The 17,611-nt window shown below is 62.1% G+C and carries 15 protein-coding genes; 13 read left to right on the top strand and 2 right to left on the bottom strand.

Annotated features, from left to right (window positions below; genetic code table 11):
* Positions 1 to 2 precede the first annotated feature (2 nt).
* From DBR00_RS18360 to DBR00_RS18300, 13 genes are read left to right on the top strand one after another with little or no spacing between them, the layout of a single operon-like run.
* A complete protein-coding gene (locus tag DBR00_RS18360; RefSeq protein ID WP_256583074.1) occupies positions 3 to 1,604 on the top strand; it encodes a pilus (MSHA type) biogenesis protein MshL in 1,602 nt (533 codons plus the stop codon).
* Between the two features lie 4 nt (positions 1,605 to 1,608).
* The gene (locus DBR00_RS18355; protein WP_108489289.1) at positions 1,609 to 2,538 is read left to right on the top strand and encodes an ExeA family protein; all 930 of its coding nucleotides are present in this window, start codon (positions 1,609 to 1,611) and stop codon (positions 2,536 to 2,538) included.
* On the top strand, positions 2,535 to 3,881 hold the full coding sequence (locus tag DBR00_RS18350) for a lipopolysaccharide assembly protein LapB (protein WP_108489288.1): 1,347 nt from the start codon (positions 2,535 to 2,537) through the stop codon (positions 3,879 to 3,881). The genes DBR00_RS18355 and DBR00_RS18350 overlap by 4 nt, the downstream gene beginning before the upstream one ends.
* Complete coding sequence (locus DBR00_RS18345; protein ID WP_108489287.1) at positions 3,881 to 5,605, top strand: GspE/PulE family protein; 1,725 nt, start codon at positions 3,881 to 3,883, stop codon at positions 5,603 to 5,605. The genes DBR00_RS18350 and DBR00_RS18345 overlap by 1 nt, the downstream gene beginning before the upstream one ends.
* Positions 5,606 to 5,636: 31 nt before the next feature.
* Positions 5,637 to 6,872 carry a type II secretion system F family protein gene (locus DBR00_RS18340; RefSeq protein WP_108489286.1) on the top strand — a complete coding sequence of 412 codons (1,236 nt, stop codon included), beginning with the start codon at positions 5,637 to 5,639 and terminating at the stop codon, positions 6,870 to 6,872.
* 14 nt (positions 6,873 to 6,886) lie between these two features.
* Entirely contained in the window at positions 6,887 to 7,387 is a 501-nt protein-coding gene (locus tag DBR00_RS18335) for a hypothetical protein (protein ID WP_218276641.1), read from the top strand.
* A gap of 18 nt (positions 7,388 to 7,405) precedes the next feature.
* On the top strand, positions 7,406 to 7,918 hold the full coding sequence (locus DBR00_RS21305; RefSeq protein WP_108489284.1) for a type II secretion system protein: 513 nt from the start codon (positions 7,406 to 7,408) through the stop codon (positions 7,916 to 7,918).
* Between the two features lie 26 nt (positions 7,919 to 7,944).
* Positions 7,945 to 8,433, top strand: coding sequence for a type II secretion system protein (locus tag DBR00_RS21300; protein WP_108489283.1), 489 nt, complete (start codon positions 7,945 to 7,947; stop codon positions 8,431 to 8,433).
* Between the two features lie 5 nt (positions 8,434 to 8,438).
* Positions 8,439 to 8,882, top strand: a complete 444-nt coding sequence (locus DBR00_RS18320) for a prepilin-type N-terminal cleavage/methylation domain-containing protein (protein ID WP_256583073.1) — start codon at positions 8,439 to 8,441, stop codon at positions 8,880 to 8,882.
* 2 nt (positions 8,883 to 8,884) lie between these two features.
* Entirely contained in the window at positions 8,885 to 9,373 is a 489-nt protein-coding gene (locus DBR00_RS18315; protein ID WP_256583100.1) for a prepilin-type N-terminal cleavage/methylation domain-containing protein, read from the top strand.
* Positions 9,373 to 10,299 carry a type II secretion system protein gene (locus tag DBR00_RS18310; RefSeq protein ID WP_108489282.1) on the top strand — a complete coding sequence of 309 codons (927 nt, stop codon included), beginning with the start codon at positions 9,373 to 9,375 and terminating at the stop codon, positions 10,297 to 10,299. Before DBR00_RS18315 ends, DBR00_RS18310 begins: the two co-directional genes overlap by 1 nt.
* A complete protein-coding gene (locus DBR00_RS18305; protein ID WP_108489281.1) occupies positions 10,280 to 10,681 on the top strand; it encodes a pilus assembly protein MshP in 402 nt (133 codons plus the stop codon). The genes DBR00_RS18310 and DBR00_RS18305 overlap by 20 nt, the downstream gene beginning before the upstream one ends.
* A gap of 1 nt (position 10,682) precedes the next feature.
* Positions 10,683 to 14,927 (top strand): DUF6701 domain-containing protein, encoded by a 4,245-nt coding sequence (locus tag DBR00_RS18300; RefSeq protein WP_108489280.1) that lies wholly within the window; start codon positions 10,683 to 10,685, stop codon positions 14,925 to 14,927.
* A 55-nt stretch (positions 14,928 to 14,982) separates the two neighbouring features.
* On the opposite strand, the gene ntrC is transcribed toward DBR00_RS18300, so the two are convergent.
* Both ntrC and glnL read right to left on the bottom strand, forming a co-directional pair.
* Positions 14,983 to 16,416: a nitrogen regulation protein NR(I) gene (gene ntrC, locus DBR00_RS18295; protein WP_108489279.1), complete on the bottom strand. Its 1,434-nt coding sequence runs from the start codon at positions 16,414 to 16,416 to the stop codon at positions 14,983 to 14,985.
* On the bottom strand, positions 16,413 to 17,495 hold the full coding sequence (glnL, locus tag DBR00_RS18290) for a nitrogen regulation protein NR(II) (RefSeq protein WP_177480039.1): 1,083 nt from the start codon (positions 17,493 to 17,495) through the stop codon (positions 16,413 to 16,415). The genes ntrC and glnL overlap by 4 nt, the downstream gene beginning before the upstream one ends.
* Positions 17,496 to 17,611: the final 116 nt, after the last annotated feature.

Here is a 17,611-nt window from a genome sequence, read left to right as displayed (position 1 = left end):
CCATGATCAGATTTTTGCCCAGTGTCAGCCTGTTGAGCCTGAGCTGCCTGCTTGTGGCCTGCCAGACCTTCAAGGATGGCGATGCGCAACTCTATGAGCAGAGCAGCAAACTGCTGGATGACAGCCTCAAACAGACCCAGGCCACGCCCAAGGTCATGCCGCCGCTGGCCGTACAGGCGGCGCTGATCCCGCCGCTGGGCAGCGGCTTCAGCAGCGGCCCGCGCTTTGATGTGGCGGCCAAGGACATGCAGGCGCGCGAGTTCTTCCTCAGTCTGATGGACGGCGCCGGGCAGAACCTGGTGGTGCACCCGGACGTGAGCGGCACCATCACCTTCAGCCTGCGTCGAGTTACCCTCGATGAAGTGCTGGCTGCAGTGCGCGACAGCTATGGTTATGACTACCGCCGCACCAGCTATGGCTACCAGATTCTGCCCAACCAGGTAATTACCCGCAGTTACGACATCAACTACCTCAACCTGCAGCGCATCGGCCAGACCGATACACGGGTCAGCTCCGGGCAGGTGGAAAGCACCAGCAACAACAACGCGGGCAGCGGCGTTAGCAACAGTGCCAACAACAGCGGCAACAGCAACACTGTCACCACCCTGAATGCCAGCCAGGTCAGCACCTCCAGCAATGTCGACTTCTGGAATGAAGTGCGCCAGGTGGTGGAAATGATTGTCGCGGGCGACAGCAACAGCAGCGTGATGATCAACCCGCAGGCCAGCCTGCTGGTGGTGCGCGCGCACAGCGCCGCCCAGGAAAACGTCGCGCGCTTTCTTGAGCAGGCTCAGCTCAACTTGCAGCGTCAGGTGATTCTGGAAACCAAGATCCTCGAAGTGCAGCTCTCCGATGGCTTCCAGGCCGGGATCAGCTGGGATCAGCTCGGTGGTGATGTCAGCAGTAGCCTGGGCGGTGCCGCGCTGAGTGGCCCGACCGGGGTCGACGGGGTATTTGGCATTGCCCTGACCCTCGGCGACTTCACCGGTCTGATCGAACTGCTGGAAACTCAGGGTGAAGTGCGCGTGCTCTCTAGTCCGCGTATTTCCACGTTGAACAATCAGAAAGCGGTGATCAAGGTGGGCACTGACGAGTTCTTTGTTACCAATGTCTCGTCCACCGGCTCCACGGCCACTGTGGGCGGCGTCACCGAGCCGACCCAGGACATCACTCTGACGCCGTTCTTCTCCGGCATCTCCCTCGACGTCACGCCGCAGATCGACCAGAACGACACCGTTACCCTGCATGTGCGCCCGACCGTCAGCCGTGTGCGTGACCAGAACAAGACCATCACCTTGGGCGAAGACAATGTCTTCAACCTGCCGCTGGCGCTGTCCACCACGCGCCAGTCTGACTCCATCGTGCGTGCCCGCAGTGGCCAGGTGGTGGTGATTGGCGGCCTGTTGCAGAACAACAGCGAGAACACTGATGCCAGCATCCCCTGGGCCAGCACCCTGCCGATTGTCGGCAACCTGTTCAAGCAACAGCGCAAGGCGCTGCAGCAGAGCGAGCTGGTGATTCTCATGCGGCCGCAGGTGGTCAGCGATGAGGTCTGGTTGAATGAACTGCGCAAGAGTGCGCAAACCTTCAAAGAGCTGAGATAGGCCGATGTATGAAGCCTTCTTTGGTCTGCACGAAAAACCCTTCGCGCTGACCCCGAACACTGGTTTTCTGGTGCAGCTGGCGCCCTACCAGGCCTGCCTCAACCTGCTGCGCGTGGCACTCGGTGAAGGTGAAGGCTTTATCAAGATCACCGGCGAGGTGGGCACCGGCAAAACCCTGCTGTGTCGCACCCTGCTCAATGAGCTGGACGCTGAGCGTTTTCAGCTGGCCTATCTGCCCAATCCGGGCATGAGCCCGACGGGCTTGCGCCAGGCGTTGGCGCGTGAACTGGGCATTGACGGTGCTGCAGAGCTGGATAGCCAGGCGGTGCTCGATGCGTTGCACCGACGGCTGATTGAGCTGGCCGCCGCAGGCAAAAGCACGGTGCTGCTGATTGATGAGGCCCAGGCATTGCCCACGGCCACCCTGGAAGCCCTGCGCCTGCTGACCAACCTGGAAACCGAGCAGGACAAATTGCTGCAGGTGGTGTTGTTCGGCCAACCCGAGCTGGATGCGACCCTGGCGCGTGCGGAGTTCCGTCAGCTGCGTCAGCGCATCACCTTTTCCTACCAACTGCGTGCATTGGATGTGAAAGATGCCAGCCGTTACCTGACCGAGCGTCTGGCGGTGGCTGGCTACCGTGGTGAGCCGCTGTTCGATAGCGCTGCCGTGCGGCGCCTGGTGCGCGGCAGCGGAGGCATCCCACGGCTGCTCAATATCCTTGCGCACAAGGCGCTGATGGTGGCGTTCGGTGAGGGGGTGCGGCGGGTGCGGGTCAGCCATGTCAAACGCGCACAGCTGGATACAGAAGGGGCGCAACCTTTCCTGCAGCGTCGTTCTCCCTGGCTGGGCTGGGGCATGGCCGCTGGTGTGCTGTCGGTCGTGCTGCTGGGCGTCTGGCCTTGGCTGGAACAATGGCGGGAGTGGCTGCCATGAGCCTGGTCAATGACATGCTGCGTGATCTGGAGGCGCGTCGTGCCGCGCCCAATGAGCGGCTGCGCCTGGATGGTTTGTACGCCGTGGATGAGCGCGCTGCAGCCCGCCGTGGCCGGTTGCTGCAGGTGCGTCGCGGGGTGGTTGCTGTGGTGCTGTTGAGCGTCCTGGGCCTGCTGGTCGCTCTGGGTCTTCTGCGTCTGTTCAAAGCCCCTACTGACGGGCTTGTCGATGACGCGCCGAGTACCTCGGTGGCGGCTACGCCGGCCGTACAGATTCTCGCCGTGCTGCCGCAGCACGATGCCCGTGGTTTGGTTCTGCAGCTTTTGCTTGAGCGCGGTGTCGCCTACCAGCGCAGCGAGGAAAGCGGGGCGATCAGCCTGCGCCTGCAAGACACCCAGCTGGTCGGCGAGCCGCAGCAGGGCAGCCTGCAACGCGAGGGCCGCAGCCTGTCCTGGCGGGTGGAAAACAGCGGTGCGGATGTGCAGGTGCTGCTGGTCGGCCTGGGCGACAGCCTGGACGTGCGTGACCGCCTGGAGGCAGCCGGTGATCGCTGGATGCTTTGGGTGGAGGTGCCGTTGAATACGCCTGTCGCTGTGGACGATACCCCCCTGGCGCTGGACAACCTGCCCCCTGCCGAAGCCGCGCCAGCGCAAGTCGAAGCGCCCATGCCGGCTTGGGTCAGTGCACCGTTGCCGGCTTCTGTGCCGGCCGCTGCAGCGCCACCGGCCGCTCAGCCCGTTGCCCCTGCTGTGACGCCGCAGGTGAAAATTGCCGCGCATCAGCCTGACGACCTGACCCTGGCGCGGCAAGCTTTGCAGGATGGCGACAACACCCGCGCCATCAGCCTGCTGGAAGCCCTGCAGAAAACCCGCAGCCATGATCCGCAAGTGCTGCGCTGGCTGGCCCGTGCCTATCTGGCTGCTGGCGATCAGCAGCGTCTGCTCGACTGGCTTCCTGGGCAGTTGGCGCAGGTGTCGGATGACAGCGAGCTGCGCCTGTTGCTGGCGCGTGCGCAACTGCAGGCCGGCGATACCCGTGGTGCCGTCGCGACCCTTGAGCAGAATCCACCGCGCCTGGAGCAGGAGCCCACTTACTTTGCCTTGCTGGCGGCCAGCTACCAGCAGACCGGGCAATGGCAGCACAGTGCCGAACTCTATCAGCGCCTGGTTGCGCTGCGCCCCGGCCAGTCAACGTGGCAGCTGGGCCTGGCCATTGCCTTGGAACAACGTGAGCAACCGGCCGATGCTGGCCGTCACTATCGCCTGGCCCTGCAAGGGGCGGGGCTGGATGAGAGCGCGCGGCGCTTCGCCGCAGAACGCGCCAAGGCGCTGGGAGGCCTTTGATGAGTCAGGATGATCTTCGCCAACGCAAGGTGCGTCTCGGCGACCTGCTGATTCAGGCCGGCTTGCTCAGCGATGCGCAGCTGCAACTGGCCCTGCAGGATCAGAAACGTACCGGTGCCAAGTTGGGGCGTACGGTGGTCGACATGGGCTTTGTGGATGAGGTGCGTTTGCTCACCGCCTTGTCCGAGCAGATGAAGATCCCGTTTATCGACCTCAAACACTTCAAGTTCGATCAAGAATTGGTGCAGCGCCTGCCAGAGGCCATGGCCCGGCGTTTCCGCGCGCTGGTGCTGTCACGCGAGGGCGATGGCCTGCTGGTAGGCATGTCCGACCCGCTCGATCTGTTCGCCCTGGACGAGATGGACCGCATCCTCAAGGTCCGCGTGCGCCCGGCGGTGGTCCGTGAGGCCGAGCTGCTGGCGACCCTGGACACGGTGTATCGACGCACCAGCGAAATTGCCTCGATTGCCGGTGAGCTCGAAGGCGAACTCAAGGACAGCGATTTCGACCTGTCCAAGCTGGGTGCCGACAGCAACACCGAAGCGCCGGTGGTGCGTTTGCTGCAAACCCTGTTTGAAGATGCCGTGCAGATGAAGGCGTCCGACATCCACATCGAGCCCGACGAAGGTGTGGTGCGCATTCGTCAGCGCATCGACGGCGTGCTCAGTGAGCAGGTGATGAAGGAGGCGCGCGTGGCTTCGGCCCTGGTGATGCGCCTGAAGATCATGTCCGGGCTGGATATTTCCGAAAAGCGCTTGCCCCAGGACGGCCGTTTCAATATCCGGGTCAAGGGCCACAACATCGATGTGCGGGTCTCGACCATGCCGGTGCAGTACGGTGAGTCGGTGGTCATGCGTTTGCTCGATCAAACGGGCGGGGTGTCCACCCTGGAAGCCAGCGGCATGCCGCCGGACATGCTGGTGCGCTTCCGTCGCCTGCTGCAACGCCCGTTTGGCCTGGTGCTGGTCACCGGGCCCACCGGCTCCGGTAAGACCACCACGCTGTATGCCGGGTTATCCGAGCTGAACAGCCCGGAGAAAAAGATCATCACCGTGGAAGACCCGGTGGAATACCGGCTGCCACGCATCAATCAGGTGCAGGTCAATGCCAAGATCGAGCTGAGCTTTGCCCGCGTGCTGCGCGCCGCGTTGCGTCAGGACCCGGACATCGTGCTGATCGGTGAGATGCGTGACCAGGAAACCGCCGAGATCGGCCTGCGAGCCGCATTGACCGGTCACCTGGTGCTCTCGACCCTGCACACCAACGATGCCCTGACCTCGGCCATGCGCCTGATCGACATGGGCGCCGAGCCGTTTCTGGTCGCCACCTCGCTGAATGCGGTGCTGGCCCAGCGCCTGATCCGTCGCGTCTGCGAGAACTGCATGGAGGACGACACGCCCGAGCCGCGCCAGCTGCTGTGGCTGGAAAACCTGCACCGTGCGCCGCTGACCGGGCGTACGTTCAAGCGTGGCGCCGGTTGCCACCAGTGCAACAACACCGGCTATGCCGGGCGTATTGGTGTTTACGAACTGCTGGAAATGGACGACGGCATGATTGCCGCGCTGCGCCGCAACGACCCACAAGGCTTTGCCGAAGCGGCCCAGGCCAGCGTCCATTACCGACCGTTGGCCGCCTGTGCGCTGGATTACGCCCTGGCCGGTGTGACCAGCGTGGATGAAGTGCTGAAAGTCTGCGCCACTCTGACTGATGAAGGGGTGGCCTGATGGCGAGCATAGGGTGCCAGGAGAATGAGCGGTGAGCCTGTATCGCTTTACCGGTCGTGATGCCCAGGGCGGCAAGATTATCGGCAGCCGCGAGGCGGGGTCGGCAGATAGTCTGGCCAGCGAACTGCTGGCCGAACGCATCACCCCACTGACCATCGAAGAGCAGGCCCAGGCGAGCGACAACGACGTGTTCGCTCAGCTCAAGGAAAGCCTGCGGCGCAAACATGTCGATCTGGAAGAGCTGATTATCTTCTGCCGGCAGATGTACAGCCTGAGCAAGGCCGGCGTGCCGATCATCCGCGCGATTGGTGGCCTGGCCGAATCCAGCCGCAACCTTTACCTGCGCGAAGTGCTGCAGGCGGTGCGCAGCGATCTGGAAGGCGGTCAGGGCATGGCTGTGGCACTTAACGCCCATCCCAAGGTGTTCAACACCTTGTTTGTCAGCATGATCAGCGTCGGGGAAAACACCGGCCAGCTCGATCAGGCCTTCCGCCAGCTGTCGGTGTACCTGGAACTGGAGCGCGAAACCCGCAAGCGCATCAAACAGGCCACGCGTTACCCGCTGTTCGTGCTGTCGGCCATGGCGGTAGCGCTGGTCGTAATCAACCTGTTCGTGATTCCGGCCTTCGCCAAGGTGTTTGCCCAGTTCAAGGCGGACCTGCCCTGGGCCACACAAATCCTGATCGGCACCTCGCAGTTCTTTCAGGATTTCTGGTGGCTATTGGCCCTGCTGTTCGGCGGCAGTCTGTTTGGCTTTTTCAAATGGATCGAGACCGATGCCGGTGCCCTGAGATGGGACCAGATCAAACTGCGCCTGCCGATTGTCGGCGGCATCTTCGAGCGCATCGCCCTGGCGCGCTTCACCCGCACCTTCGCGATGATGTACCGCGCCGGCGTGCCCCTGCTGCAGACCCTGTCGATCAACAGTGCCAGCGTGGGCAACCGCTACATCGGCCAGGCGATTCTGGCCATGCGTGAAGGCATTGAACGTGGTGAAGCCTTGACCCGCACCGCGTCTGCCAGCGGCCTGTTCACCCCGCTGGTGCTGCAAATGATGGCCGTGGGCGAAGAAACCGGCGCGCTGGACGACCTGTTTGTCGAGGTGGCGGATTTTTACGAACAGGAAGTCGATTACGACCTCAAGCAACTGGCCGATGCCATTGAACCGATTCTGATTGTGGCCATGGGCATCATGGTGCTGGTGCTGGCGCTGGGGGTGTTTTTACCCATGTGGGAACTGGCTTCGGCGGCCAAGGGTGGCCGTTGAAGGGCGAGTACCAATTGGAAGAGCACGTGCGCCTGGCGCGGCGGCTTGTTTGGACTATCAGCGGTGTACTGCTGGTGGCCGTGCTGCTGGCGCTGGCCTGGAAGATTGCGCAGGTCACTGAGCAGCGTGCCAGAGAGGCCACCCGCGAGCACCTGGCGTCCAGTCTCGCCAGCCTGAGTGCCGAGCATCATGCACGGGGGCGTACTCTGGACAGCAGCTGGCGCAAGAAAAATCCGTTTGCCCTGTTGCGTTGGCAGCAGGACAACTATTGCGGTGAATTGACGGTAGGGGCTGCGCCTCAGGGCGGTTGCTGGTATTGGTTACCAGACCACGCTTGGGTTCTTTACCAAGCCAGCTTTACCGACGGGTGGACAAGAACACGGGGTGAAGTGCGTGCGTGGCGGTTGTTGGTTGTTTCTGATGGGCTGCCAGCTGCGTCACAATCATTACAAGCATCTTTTACCCTGGAGCTTGAGGCAGTACCCGCGACGGAGTTGTCTGCAGCGGGGTATTGAAGTGACTGAGAGGAAACAATGAAGAACAGCAAAGGCTTTACCCTGATCGAATTGGTTGTCGTCATCGTCATACTCGGCATTCTTGCCGCTGTGGCGCTGCCGCGTTTTATCAACGTCTCCAAGGATGCTCATGAGGGTGCCGTCAAAGGTGCCGGCGGGGCATTGGCTTCAGCTGTTCTGCTGGTGCGTTCGCAGTGGGAAGTGAACCGCTCCAACGGCTCGGATACGACACCGGACACGGATGTAACCGGATACGGTGACGGCCTGGTGGATGTGAACGCCAGCGGCTGGCCAATCGGAACCGCTGGTGCGCTCAACTGCGTGCAGCTGTGGAACGCTATTCTGCAGGGATCTGCTCCGACTGTTGGCACGGCCTCGACACCGACTGCCCCGGTGGACTACGTGGCCACAACTGCCGGTACAACCTGTACTTACACCTATCAACTCGACCCGCCAGTGAGTGCCACCACGGGTGACCGGATCGTCTACGACTCTGCAACGGGCACTGTCGTCACGACTTACGTACGTTGATCAATTGCTGTTAGAGGACCTATCTGATGAAGAAGCAACAAAGCGGTTTTACCCTGATCGAGCTGATTATGGTGATTGTGATCCTGGGCATTCTGGCGGCGTTTGCGTTGCCGCGGTTTGCGGATTTCGGTGCCGATGCTCGCCGCGCAACCATTCAGGGTGTTGAGGGCGCGATGAAGTCGGCCAGCGCGATCACGCGTTCGGCATTTCTGGCGGCTGGTACGAATCCGGCGACTGTTACTCTGGAGGGGGCTTCTGTTGCAATTACCAACGGCTATGCCAGTCCTGCAGGCATCATAGTGGCGGCAAATATCACGGGTAACAGTGCTACTGATAACACCAATACGGGCGATTTCGTCGTTACTACCACGGCCACCACAGCAACTGTGCAGGCTAAAGGTGCAGCTACGCCAGCTAACTGTCAGGTGGTTTATACAGCAGCCACATCATCGGGTACGCCGGCAGTGATTACGGCTCCGACTATCGTCCGTACTACCACTACCACAGGCTGCTAAACCCTGTGCGTGGCTTTACCCTGGTCGAGTTGCTGATGGTCATGGTGATCATCGGCATTCTCGCCGCCGTGGTAGGGCCGCGTTTCTTTGACCGGCAGGTGTTCGATGAGCGCCTGTTTTTTGAAGAAAGCCTGGCGGCAGTGCGCTACGGGCAGAAGCTGGCGGTGGCCAGTGGCTGCCCGATCAAGGCGCAGATCAGCAATGCCGGCTATGCGCTGACTTACGCGGCGGCCTGTGGTGCACAGGCGGAGGGCAGTGCGGTGGCCAACCCGGCTGGCGGTAGCTATGCCGCCAGCAAGCCTGACAACGTGGACCTCAGTGTCGCGTTGGATGTTACGTTCAATTCCCTGGGGGGCGCTGCTGGTCCGGACAGCACTGCCAAGATGGCCAATGGCGCCTTTGTGCTGAGCGTCCATCCTGTCACCGGTTTTATTGAGACCACGCCGTGAGCATGCTGCGGGTTGCCCGTCTTGAGTACAAACCTGCGCAGCGCGGCATGACCCTGGTTGAGCTGGTCATCACCATTGTGGTGTTGGGTATCGCGGCGGCGGCCATGTTTTCGGCCATGGCGGCGATCACCGGGCGTTCGGCGGACCCCATGCTGCGCCAGCAGAGCCTGGCGATTGCCGAGGCCTATCTGGAAGAAATCACCCTGCAGGCTTTCCCAGCCACCACGCCCTGTGCCGCGAGCCATGACGGCGCTGGGCGAGGCAGCTTCGATGACCTGTGTGATTACAACGGGTTGTTCTACGCCAATCAGCCATTTGCACCGCGCAGCGCGGGATCGGTTACGCCGTTGGCCGGCCTTGAGGCTTATCAGGTAGGCGTTGCGGTGGTGTCCGCGCAACTGAACGGTGTTGATGCCTTGCGGATTACCGTGACGGTGCGTGACCCCGCCGGTCAGTCGTTGGCGCTCGACGGTTACAGGGCGGCCTACTGATGTGCAACCAGGCATTGGCTATCCCGCCCTCAGGTGCGCTTGCATCTAGTGGGCGTGGTGAGCGTGGCTTCACTCTGGTGGAGCTGATCATGGTGATCGCTCTATCGGCGCTGGTGGCGGTGCTGATCAGCAGCGTGCTGTCCAACCCTCTGCAAGGCTTTGTCGATCAAAGCCGGCGGGCCGAGCTGGTGGACCTGGCGTCTGGTGCGCTCAACCGCATGGCCCGCGACGTCCGCCTGGCCGTACCGAATACCCTGCGCACGCCGAATGCGCAGACGGTTGAATTGCTGGCGATTCACGAAGCCGGGCGTTACCGCGCCAACCTGGCCGGTGGAGTGGTGCGGCATGATCCGCCGCGCTGCCCGCCATCACCGCAGGCCTGTGTGATCGACGTGCTGAGCCCCGGCATGACGCCGGCGCGTGTCGCCGATGCGCGCTGGATGGTGCTGTACAACATCGGTATGGACACCACGGGGGATTCGGTCTGGCCGCCGTTCAACAGCAGCGATGCTGCCACCCCAGCCGTGGTGACGCCCAATGGTGTCGGGTTCGCCTTCAATGCGGGGGTGATGACCCTCAGCGGTGCCGCGGCTTCAGGCTTTCGCTTTAAATTCGCCTCGCCGCAACGGCGCTTTTATCTGGCCCGGGAAGTACTGGGTTATCACTGTGATAATCCGGGTACGGATGCGACCACCGGGCATGGCACCGGGGTCATCCGGCGGGCCAGCTTTACCAGCCTGGCCAGCAGTTATACCTATGGTGCGGGCAACAGTTCGTTGCTGGTGGACAGCGTGTCGCGCTGCACGTTTACCTATGAGCCGGGCACCAATACCCGTGGTGCGTTGCTGACCTTGCGGTTGGGTGTGAAGCGCCAGGGGGAGGAAATCATGCTGATGCAACAGGTGCATGTCGACAATGCGCCCTGACTCGCGGCAGCGCGGTTTCGGCCTGGTGGCAGCCATGTTCGTGATCATCATCATGGCCGCTGTGATCGCCACCATGGCGCGCCTGGCCGTCAGTCAGAATGCCACCAATACGTTGGCCATTCAGCAGGCGCGTGCTTATCAGGCGGCGCAGGCCGGCCTTGAGTGGGGCATTAAACAGGCCTTGGGCGGTCAGGCTTGCACCGACAGTTTCAGCGTGTCGGGGTTTGCCGTGAGTGTCAGCTGTGTGGCGACCACACCGCTGAGCGTGGCCGAGGAAAATCGCATGGTGCAGTTCTATCAGCTGACCGCCACGGCCGAGTACGGCGCCACGGGCAGCGCCGATTATGCCTACCGTCGTTTGACGGCTGTTGTGGAGCGTTAACATGTGCATCCGAACCTGGCTTGTTCGCCTGCTGTGGGTGTTTGCGTGTGTGGCCAGTGCCCCCGCAGTTGCTCAAATCAGTTTCGTGTCTGCGAGCAGTGCAACGCCCACCGCCAATACCACCAGCCTGGTATTGAGCGTGCCTGCGGGTGTGCAAAGCGGCGATTTGCTGCTGGCTCAGGTGGTGACCAATGGTTCGGCCACATTCACGACGCCCAGCGGTTGGACCGCGTTGCAAACCACCAGCAATGGCCTGGTGCAGGGCCTCTTCTATCGCTTTGCCACCGCCAGTGAGACCGGTACGGTCACTTGGACCTGGAGCGGTAATCGACGGGCCGGTGGCGGTATTGCGGTTTACCGGGGCGTTGACAGTAGTCAGGCGCCAGGGGCGGCAGTGTCTGCCAGTAATACCAGTGGAAATCCGACCGCACCGGCTCAGACTGTGGTCGATGTCAATAGCCTGCTGGTCGCGGTGTATGCCTTCGACCGAGGCCAGGGCACCCTGACCGCTACAGGAAGCATGAATACGGCGTATGCGCGCAGCAGCACTCAAAGTACTGGCGTTACCTTGTTGGGCAGTTACGAACAGCGGCCGGCCCCCGGCAGCACTGGCACACGGGTGGCAACCAGTAGTGATAGCGCGCGTAACTGGATTGCACACAGCCTGTTATTGCGCCCCTTGCCGATCAGCAACTCCGCCTTGCTCAGTTGGCGGCTGGATGAAGCCAGCTGGACGGGCGCTTCCGGTGAGGTGCTCGATAACAGCGGTAACGCACTGCACGGCACCGTCATCAATGCGGCCACTACCGCCAATACTTCGCCGGCTCTGCCACAGGTCAATGCGCAGGGCACGTGCGGCTACGGCACGTTCAGCAGCGCCGCCAGTCAGTATGTTCAGCGCGCAGATAACAACCTGCTGGATTTGCAGGGCAGCTTCACCATTGGCGCTTGGGTCAAACCGCGTACCCTGCCGTCCTCGGGGTTGATGAGCATTTTGTCCAAGGATGAGAACTACGAGTTTCATCTCAACCCCAATGGCACCATCAACTGGTGGTGGCAGACCACCGGCAACGCCACCAACCAGTTCAACAGCAGCACGGCAGTGCCGGTTGGGCAGTGGAGCCATGTACTGATCCGCTATGCACCGGGCGATCAGCGTATCTACATCAATGGCAGCCTGGCGGGGCAGGCCAGCTTCAGTGGTACACCGCAGGCCAACAATGATCCGCTGCAGCTGGGGGCTGATCAGGGGCAAGGTAGCCGTTACTTCAATGGCGAGCTGGATGAGGTGCGTATCTTTGCGAGTGCGCTGACTGAGGCGCAGATCAGTGCGCTGGTGGCCGAGCGTCACGCCTGTGCGGTGAGCTTGCAGTGCTTCAGTGACAATTTTGACGATGGCAGCCTGGGCAATGACTGGGCAGTGGCAAGCCGCGGTGCAACGTCCTTCACTCCGACCGTGACGGCCGCGCGTATGCGCCTGACCAGTAATCAGGTCAACGTCTCCACCGCTTCTACCTTGCAGCGGCTGTTCCCCGCCGCCGGTAACTTTATCCAGGTGCAGTTCAAGTATTACGCCTACAACGGCTCGGGTGCCGATGGCGTGGCCGTAGTGCTTTCGGATGCCACGGTGACGCCGCAACCGGGTGCGTTTGGCGGGCCGTTGGGCTATGGCACGCGTGGAGATGCCGCCAACCCCGGGTTTGCCGGTGGCTGGCTGGGTGTGGGCCTCGACGAGTACGGCAATTTTTCAGTCGAAGGCGGTGACAACCCACAGCAGCAACGCCCTGATTCGGTGGCTATACGGGGTTCGGGTAATGCCGGAGGAACCAGCGGTTACCGTTACATCGCAGGCACTCCCGCCAACCTCAATCCTGAGGTCGATAGCCCCGCGAGTAGCGCGGCGGCTCCCGGACACACCTACCGCATTACTGTGGATGGCCGCTTCAGCAATGAAGCGCGGGTGACCGTGGAGCGCGACACCGGCAGTGGTTTCGTGGTGCTGCCCAATCTGAATGCGGTCAATGTGCTGGCAGCGGCTAATCAGCAGGCAGCCCTGCCTGAGGATTTCTACCTGTCGTTAACCGGCTCCACCGGCGGCTCGACCAATATTCATGAGTTCGACGACCTGCAAGTCTGTGCCACCACGATCAATCCCATCGGCCAGCAGATCGATCATTTCGAGTTCAGCTACTCGCCCAATGCACTGACCTGCAATCCACAGCCCGTGGCCATTCGCGCCTGTGCCGATGCCAGCTGCAGCAGCCTGTTCAATGGGCCGGTGAGGGTCACGCTAAGCCCGGACAATTACTGGACCGCCACGCCCCCGGCAACGGTCGAGAACGGCAAAACCCTCGTTTTCAGTGGTGGTTCGGCGCAGGCACAGCTGCGCGTGCCCACGGTGGGAACAGTGGTCATCGATGATCTCAGTTCAGTGCCCGTTACCAGGCCCAACAGCCAAACCGTCTGCTCAACCGCCGGCTGCCAGATCAGTTATGCCAACAGCGGTCTGCTGCTGCAGGTGCCGAACATGCTGGCGGCCAAACCTACAGCGGCCACCCTCAGCGCGGTGCGCAAGGCGGATAATGCGCTGCAATGCGTGCCGGCCTTTGCCAACGTCACGCGCAGCGTCAGCTTCACCTCGGCCTATAGCAATCCGAATAATGGCTCCCAGCCCGTGGTGGTCAACGGCAGCAATGTCGGTGCCACGGCGGTGAGCCTTGCGCTCGACTTCGATGCCACCGGCACTGCGCCGCTGACCGTGCGTTACGACGATGCAGGGGAGATGAAACTGAGTGCCCGCTATGAGGGCGGGGCCGGCAGTGGCGACGACGGGCTGGTGCTGGACAATGCCGCGACTGACGATCTGTTTATCAGCAAGCCTTATGGCCTGTGTCTGCAGACCGCCAGCCTTCTCGCGCCGAGCACCAGTTGCAATGACGCCAGCTGTTCGGTGTTCCCCGGCGGCATCCGTGCGGGTGACAATTTCCCTCTGACCATTCGTGCAGTGGGCTGGCAGGCCGATGGCGAGGCGCTGACGGCGACACAGCTGTGCAACGGCAATGTCACCACCCCCAATTTCCGCCTCGCGAATATTGGTCTGAGCAGCGCAGTAGTCGCCCCGAGCGGGGGCAGCAATGGCACAGTAACCCCCGATCGCTATAACCATGCCCTGGGTAATGCAACGCTTACGAACCACTCGGTTTCCGAGGTCGGTGTCTTCACCATCACCGCTACTCCGCCGACAGGCAGTTATCTGGATGGGGAAACGGTCAGTGGCGGTAGCAGCGAGCCGGTGGGTCGTTTTATTCCGGCCTTTTTAAGCGCTCAGGGCAGTGCCAGCCTGACCCCCAGTTGTGGCAGCGCTTTCAGCTATCAGGGCCAGCCAATGGGGTTCGCCAATGACCGCCAGCCCACACTGACGGTCACGGCCATGAACCGCAATGGCGGTGTAACCACAAACTATGACCGCGGGGCTTTCTGGAAACTGGCAGCACCGGCAGTCGGCACTTACAGCTCAATCACCGGCATCGCCGCTCGGGATGTGCGGCTGACCCGTCAGGGCACTGCCAACCTGGCGGTGCTGGGGGCCGACAACGGTGATGGGCTGCGCACCTATCGCTGGACGGGTGAGCAACTGCTCTATACGCCCGCGATCACGCCCAGCAGTGACGACTACCCCTTTGATGCCAGGATCCGCCAGACTTTTCTCGCGGCCAGCTTGCGCGAGGATGACCAGGGCCAGGCGGTGTGCCATGGCAGCGGCTGCCAGGATTTCAATTACGACTTCACGATTGATGCAAACAACAACCTCGGTAGCCAGGTGCGTCTCGGCCGCTTGCGCCTGGGCAACGCGCATGGCTCGGAACTGCAGGGGCTGAGTCTGCCGGTGGTGCTGGAGAGTTGGCAGGCTGTGGCCACTGGCAGCTTTCGGCCTGAAGGGTTGGACACCTGCACCACGGCTGTCAGCCTGGGGGCGGCGCAGCTGGATCAATTCAGTGGCCATCTGGCCTCTGGGGAAACCACGGCCAGCCTGGCTTGGCCGCTGGATCCAACTCAACGGCAGGTGTTAATGAGTGCACCCGGCAACGGCAACGACGGTTCGGTGCAAGTCAGTTTTCCATCCGCGCCCAGCTGGTTGCAGTACCCCTGGGACGGGGCGACCCGTTCGGCTGCGCGTGGCCTGGCCAGTTTTGGGATCTACAAGGGCTCGGCCCCGGTGATCTACCGCCGCGAACTGTATCGCTGAAACAGCAAGGCCGCCTGTGCGGCGGCCTTGCTTGGATCGGCTAAGGTGCGAGGGATCAGTCGTCGCTGTCCTCGTCATCAGCACTTTCAACGTTCATGCCCAGTTCCTTGATCTTGCGCGTCAAGGTATTGCGGCCCCAGCCCAGCAGCACGGCGGCGTCGCGGCGGCGGCCGGCGGTGTGTTTGAGCGCGGTTTCGATCATGATCCGCTCGAAGGCCGGTACGGCGGTGTCGAGCAAGCTGGATTGGCCACGGCCCAAGGCCTGATCGGCCCATTGGCGCAGGGCTTGTTCCCAGTTGCTGGCCGGGGCGCTTTCCTGCGGTTGGCTGAGCAGTTCGGGCGGCAGGTCGTCGACATGCACTTCACGCCCGGAGGCCATGACGGTGATCCAGCGGCAGGTGTTCTCCAACTGGCGCACGTTGCCCGGCCACGGCAGGTGTTTGAGGTAGTCTTCGGTTTCGCTTTTCAGCAGCTTGGGTTCGACGGCCAGTTCCAGCGCGGCGCGGCTGAGGAAGTGGCGGGCCAGCGTCGGGATGTCTTCGCGGCGATCCGACAGGCGCGGGATGTGGATGCGGATGACGTTGAGGCGGTGGAACAAGTCCTCACGGAACTTGCCAGCCTGCACCAGGCTTTCCAAGTTCTGGTGGGTGGCGGCGATGATGCGCACATCGACCTTTACCGGGGTGTGGCCACCCACGCGGTAAAACTCACCGTCAGCCAGCACGCGCAGCAGGCGGGTCTGGGTATCGGCCGGCATGTCGCCGATTTCATCAAGAAACAGTGTGCCGCCGTCGGCCTGTTCGAAGCGCCCGCGCCGCTGGTTGGCTGCGCCGGTAAACGCCCCCTTCTCGTGCCCGAACAGCTCGGATTCCATCAAATCTTTGGGAATCGCCGCCATGTTCAGCGCAATAAAGGGGGAGGCCGCGCGCGGGCTGTGGCGGTGCAGGGCGTGGGCGACCAGCTCCTTGCCGGTGCCGGACTCGCCGTTGATCAATACGGTGATGTTGGAGTGCGAGAGGCGACCGATGGCGCGAAACACCTCCTGCATGGCCGGCGCTTCACCGATGATTTCCGGTGTGCGCGGCTGCTCGACCGGCGCGGCCAGGCTTTGCTGTTCCTGTGCGTGCAGGTTGGCGCGTTTGACCAGCGACACCGCTTCGTCGACATCAAACGGCTTGGGCAGGTATTCGAACGCGCCACCCTGGTAAGACGCCACGGCGCTGTCCAGGTCGGAATGGGCGGTCATGATGATCACCGGCAAACGCGGATACAGCTCGCGGATGCGTGCCAGCAGATCAAGGCCGCTGGCCCCAGGCATGCGGATATCGGAAATGATCACATCCGGTTGCTGCCGGCTCAGGCGGTTGAGCACACCATCGGCGCTGTCGAAGCTCTGCGTGGTCATGCCTTCTTGTTGCAGGGCTTTTTCCAGTACCCAGCGGATGGAACGGTCGTCATCGACAATCCAGACGGTTTCACTGCGACTCATGACGGTGATGCTCCTTGTTCCAGCGGCAGGAAGATCGAGAACACGGTATGGCCCGGATGGCTCTCGCATTCGATCAGGCCTTGGTGCTGACTGATAATGTTCTGGGTGATGGCCAGGCCCAGGCCGGTGCCGTCGGCACGCCCGCTGACCATGGGGTAGAAAATGGTTTCTTGCAGCTCGGGCGGTATGCCGGGGCCGTTGTCGATGATTTCGATTTTCGTCACCAGGCGATGCCGGGTGTGGCCAATGGTGAACTGGCGCAGGGTGCGGGTGCGCAGGGTGATGCGGCCCAGGCGCAGATCGGTTTGTCCGGACAGTGCCTGCATGGCGTTGCGCACGATATTCAGCACCGCCTGAATCATCTGTTCACGGTCGATCAGGACATCCGGAATGCTCGGGTCGTAATCGCGCACCAAAATGATGCTGCCCTGGCTTTCCGCTTCCACCAGGCTGCCGACGCGCTCCAGCACTTCATGCACGTTGGTCAGCGCCAGGGAGGGCAGCTTGTTCGAGCCGAGCATGCGGTCCACCAGGTTACGCAGGCGGTCGGCCTCCTCAATGATCACGTTGGTGTAATCCTTGAGGCTCTCCTCGGGCAGTTCACGCGCCAACAACTGCGCTGCTCCACGAATACCCCCCAGCGGATTTTTAATCTCATGAGCCAGGCCGCGCACCAGCATTTTGGTGGTTTCCTGTTTCGACAGCTGGGCTTCTTCCTTGGTGATGCGCAGCAGCCGGTCACGCGGGTGGACTTCCAGCAGCAGCAGGGTTTCGCCGCGATTGAGCACCGGCGTTACCGCGTAGTCGACGGTCAGGGTCTGCCCGCTGACGGAGGTCAGCACCGCTTCACGTTTGTTGAACGGGTGGGCGTGCTCTACCGCCAGACGCAACGCGCTGAGGGCTTCGCTGGATTCAGTGAACAGTTCGCTGATGAATTGGCCGTGACTGCGCTGGCCACTGACAGCCAGGAGCATCTCCGCTGCCGGGTTCATGTACTCAAGACGCAGGTTGTCGTTGAGCAGCAAGGTGGCCGTGGTCAGGTTGTCCAGCAGCAGGCGATGCAGTGCGTCGTTGATGATCATATGGAATGTCGCAGACCCTTGGGCTCCAGCAGTGTGGCTGGAAAATGCAAGAAGCAAACCAAAGCCCTGAAAAGAAGCGTGTTTGACTGTGGAATGCGGCGAATTGGCGACTA

This window comes from Pseudomonas sp. HMWF032, assembly GCF_003060885.1.
Lineage (GTDB): Bacteria > Pseudomonadota > Gammaproteobacteria > Pseudomonadales > Pseudomonadaceae > Aquipseudomonas.
This window is presented reverse-complemented; position numbering and strand designations above follow the sequence as displayed.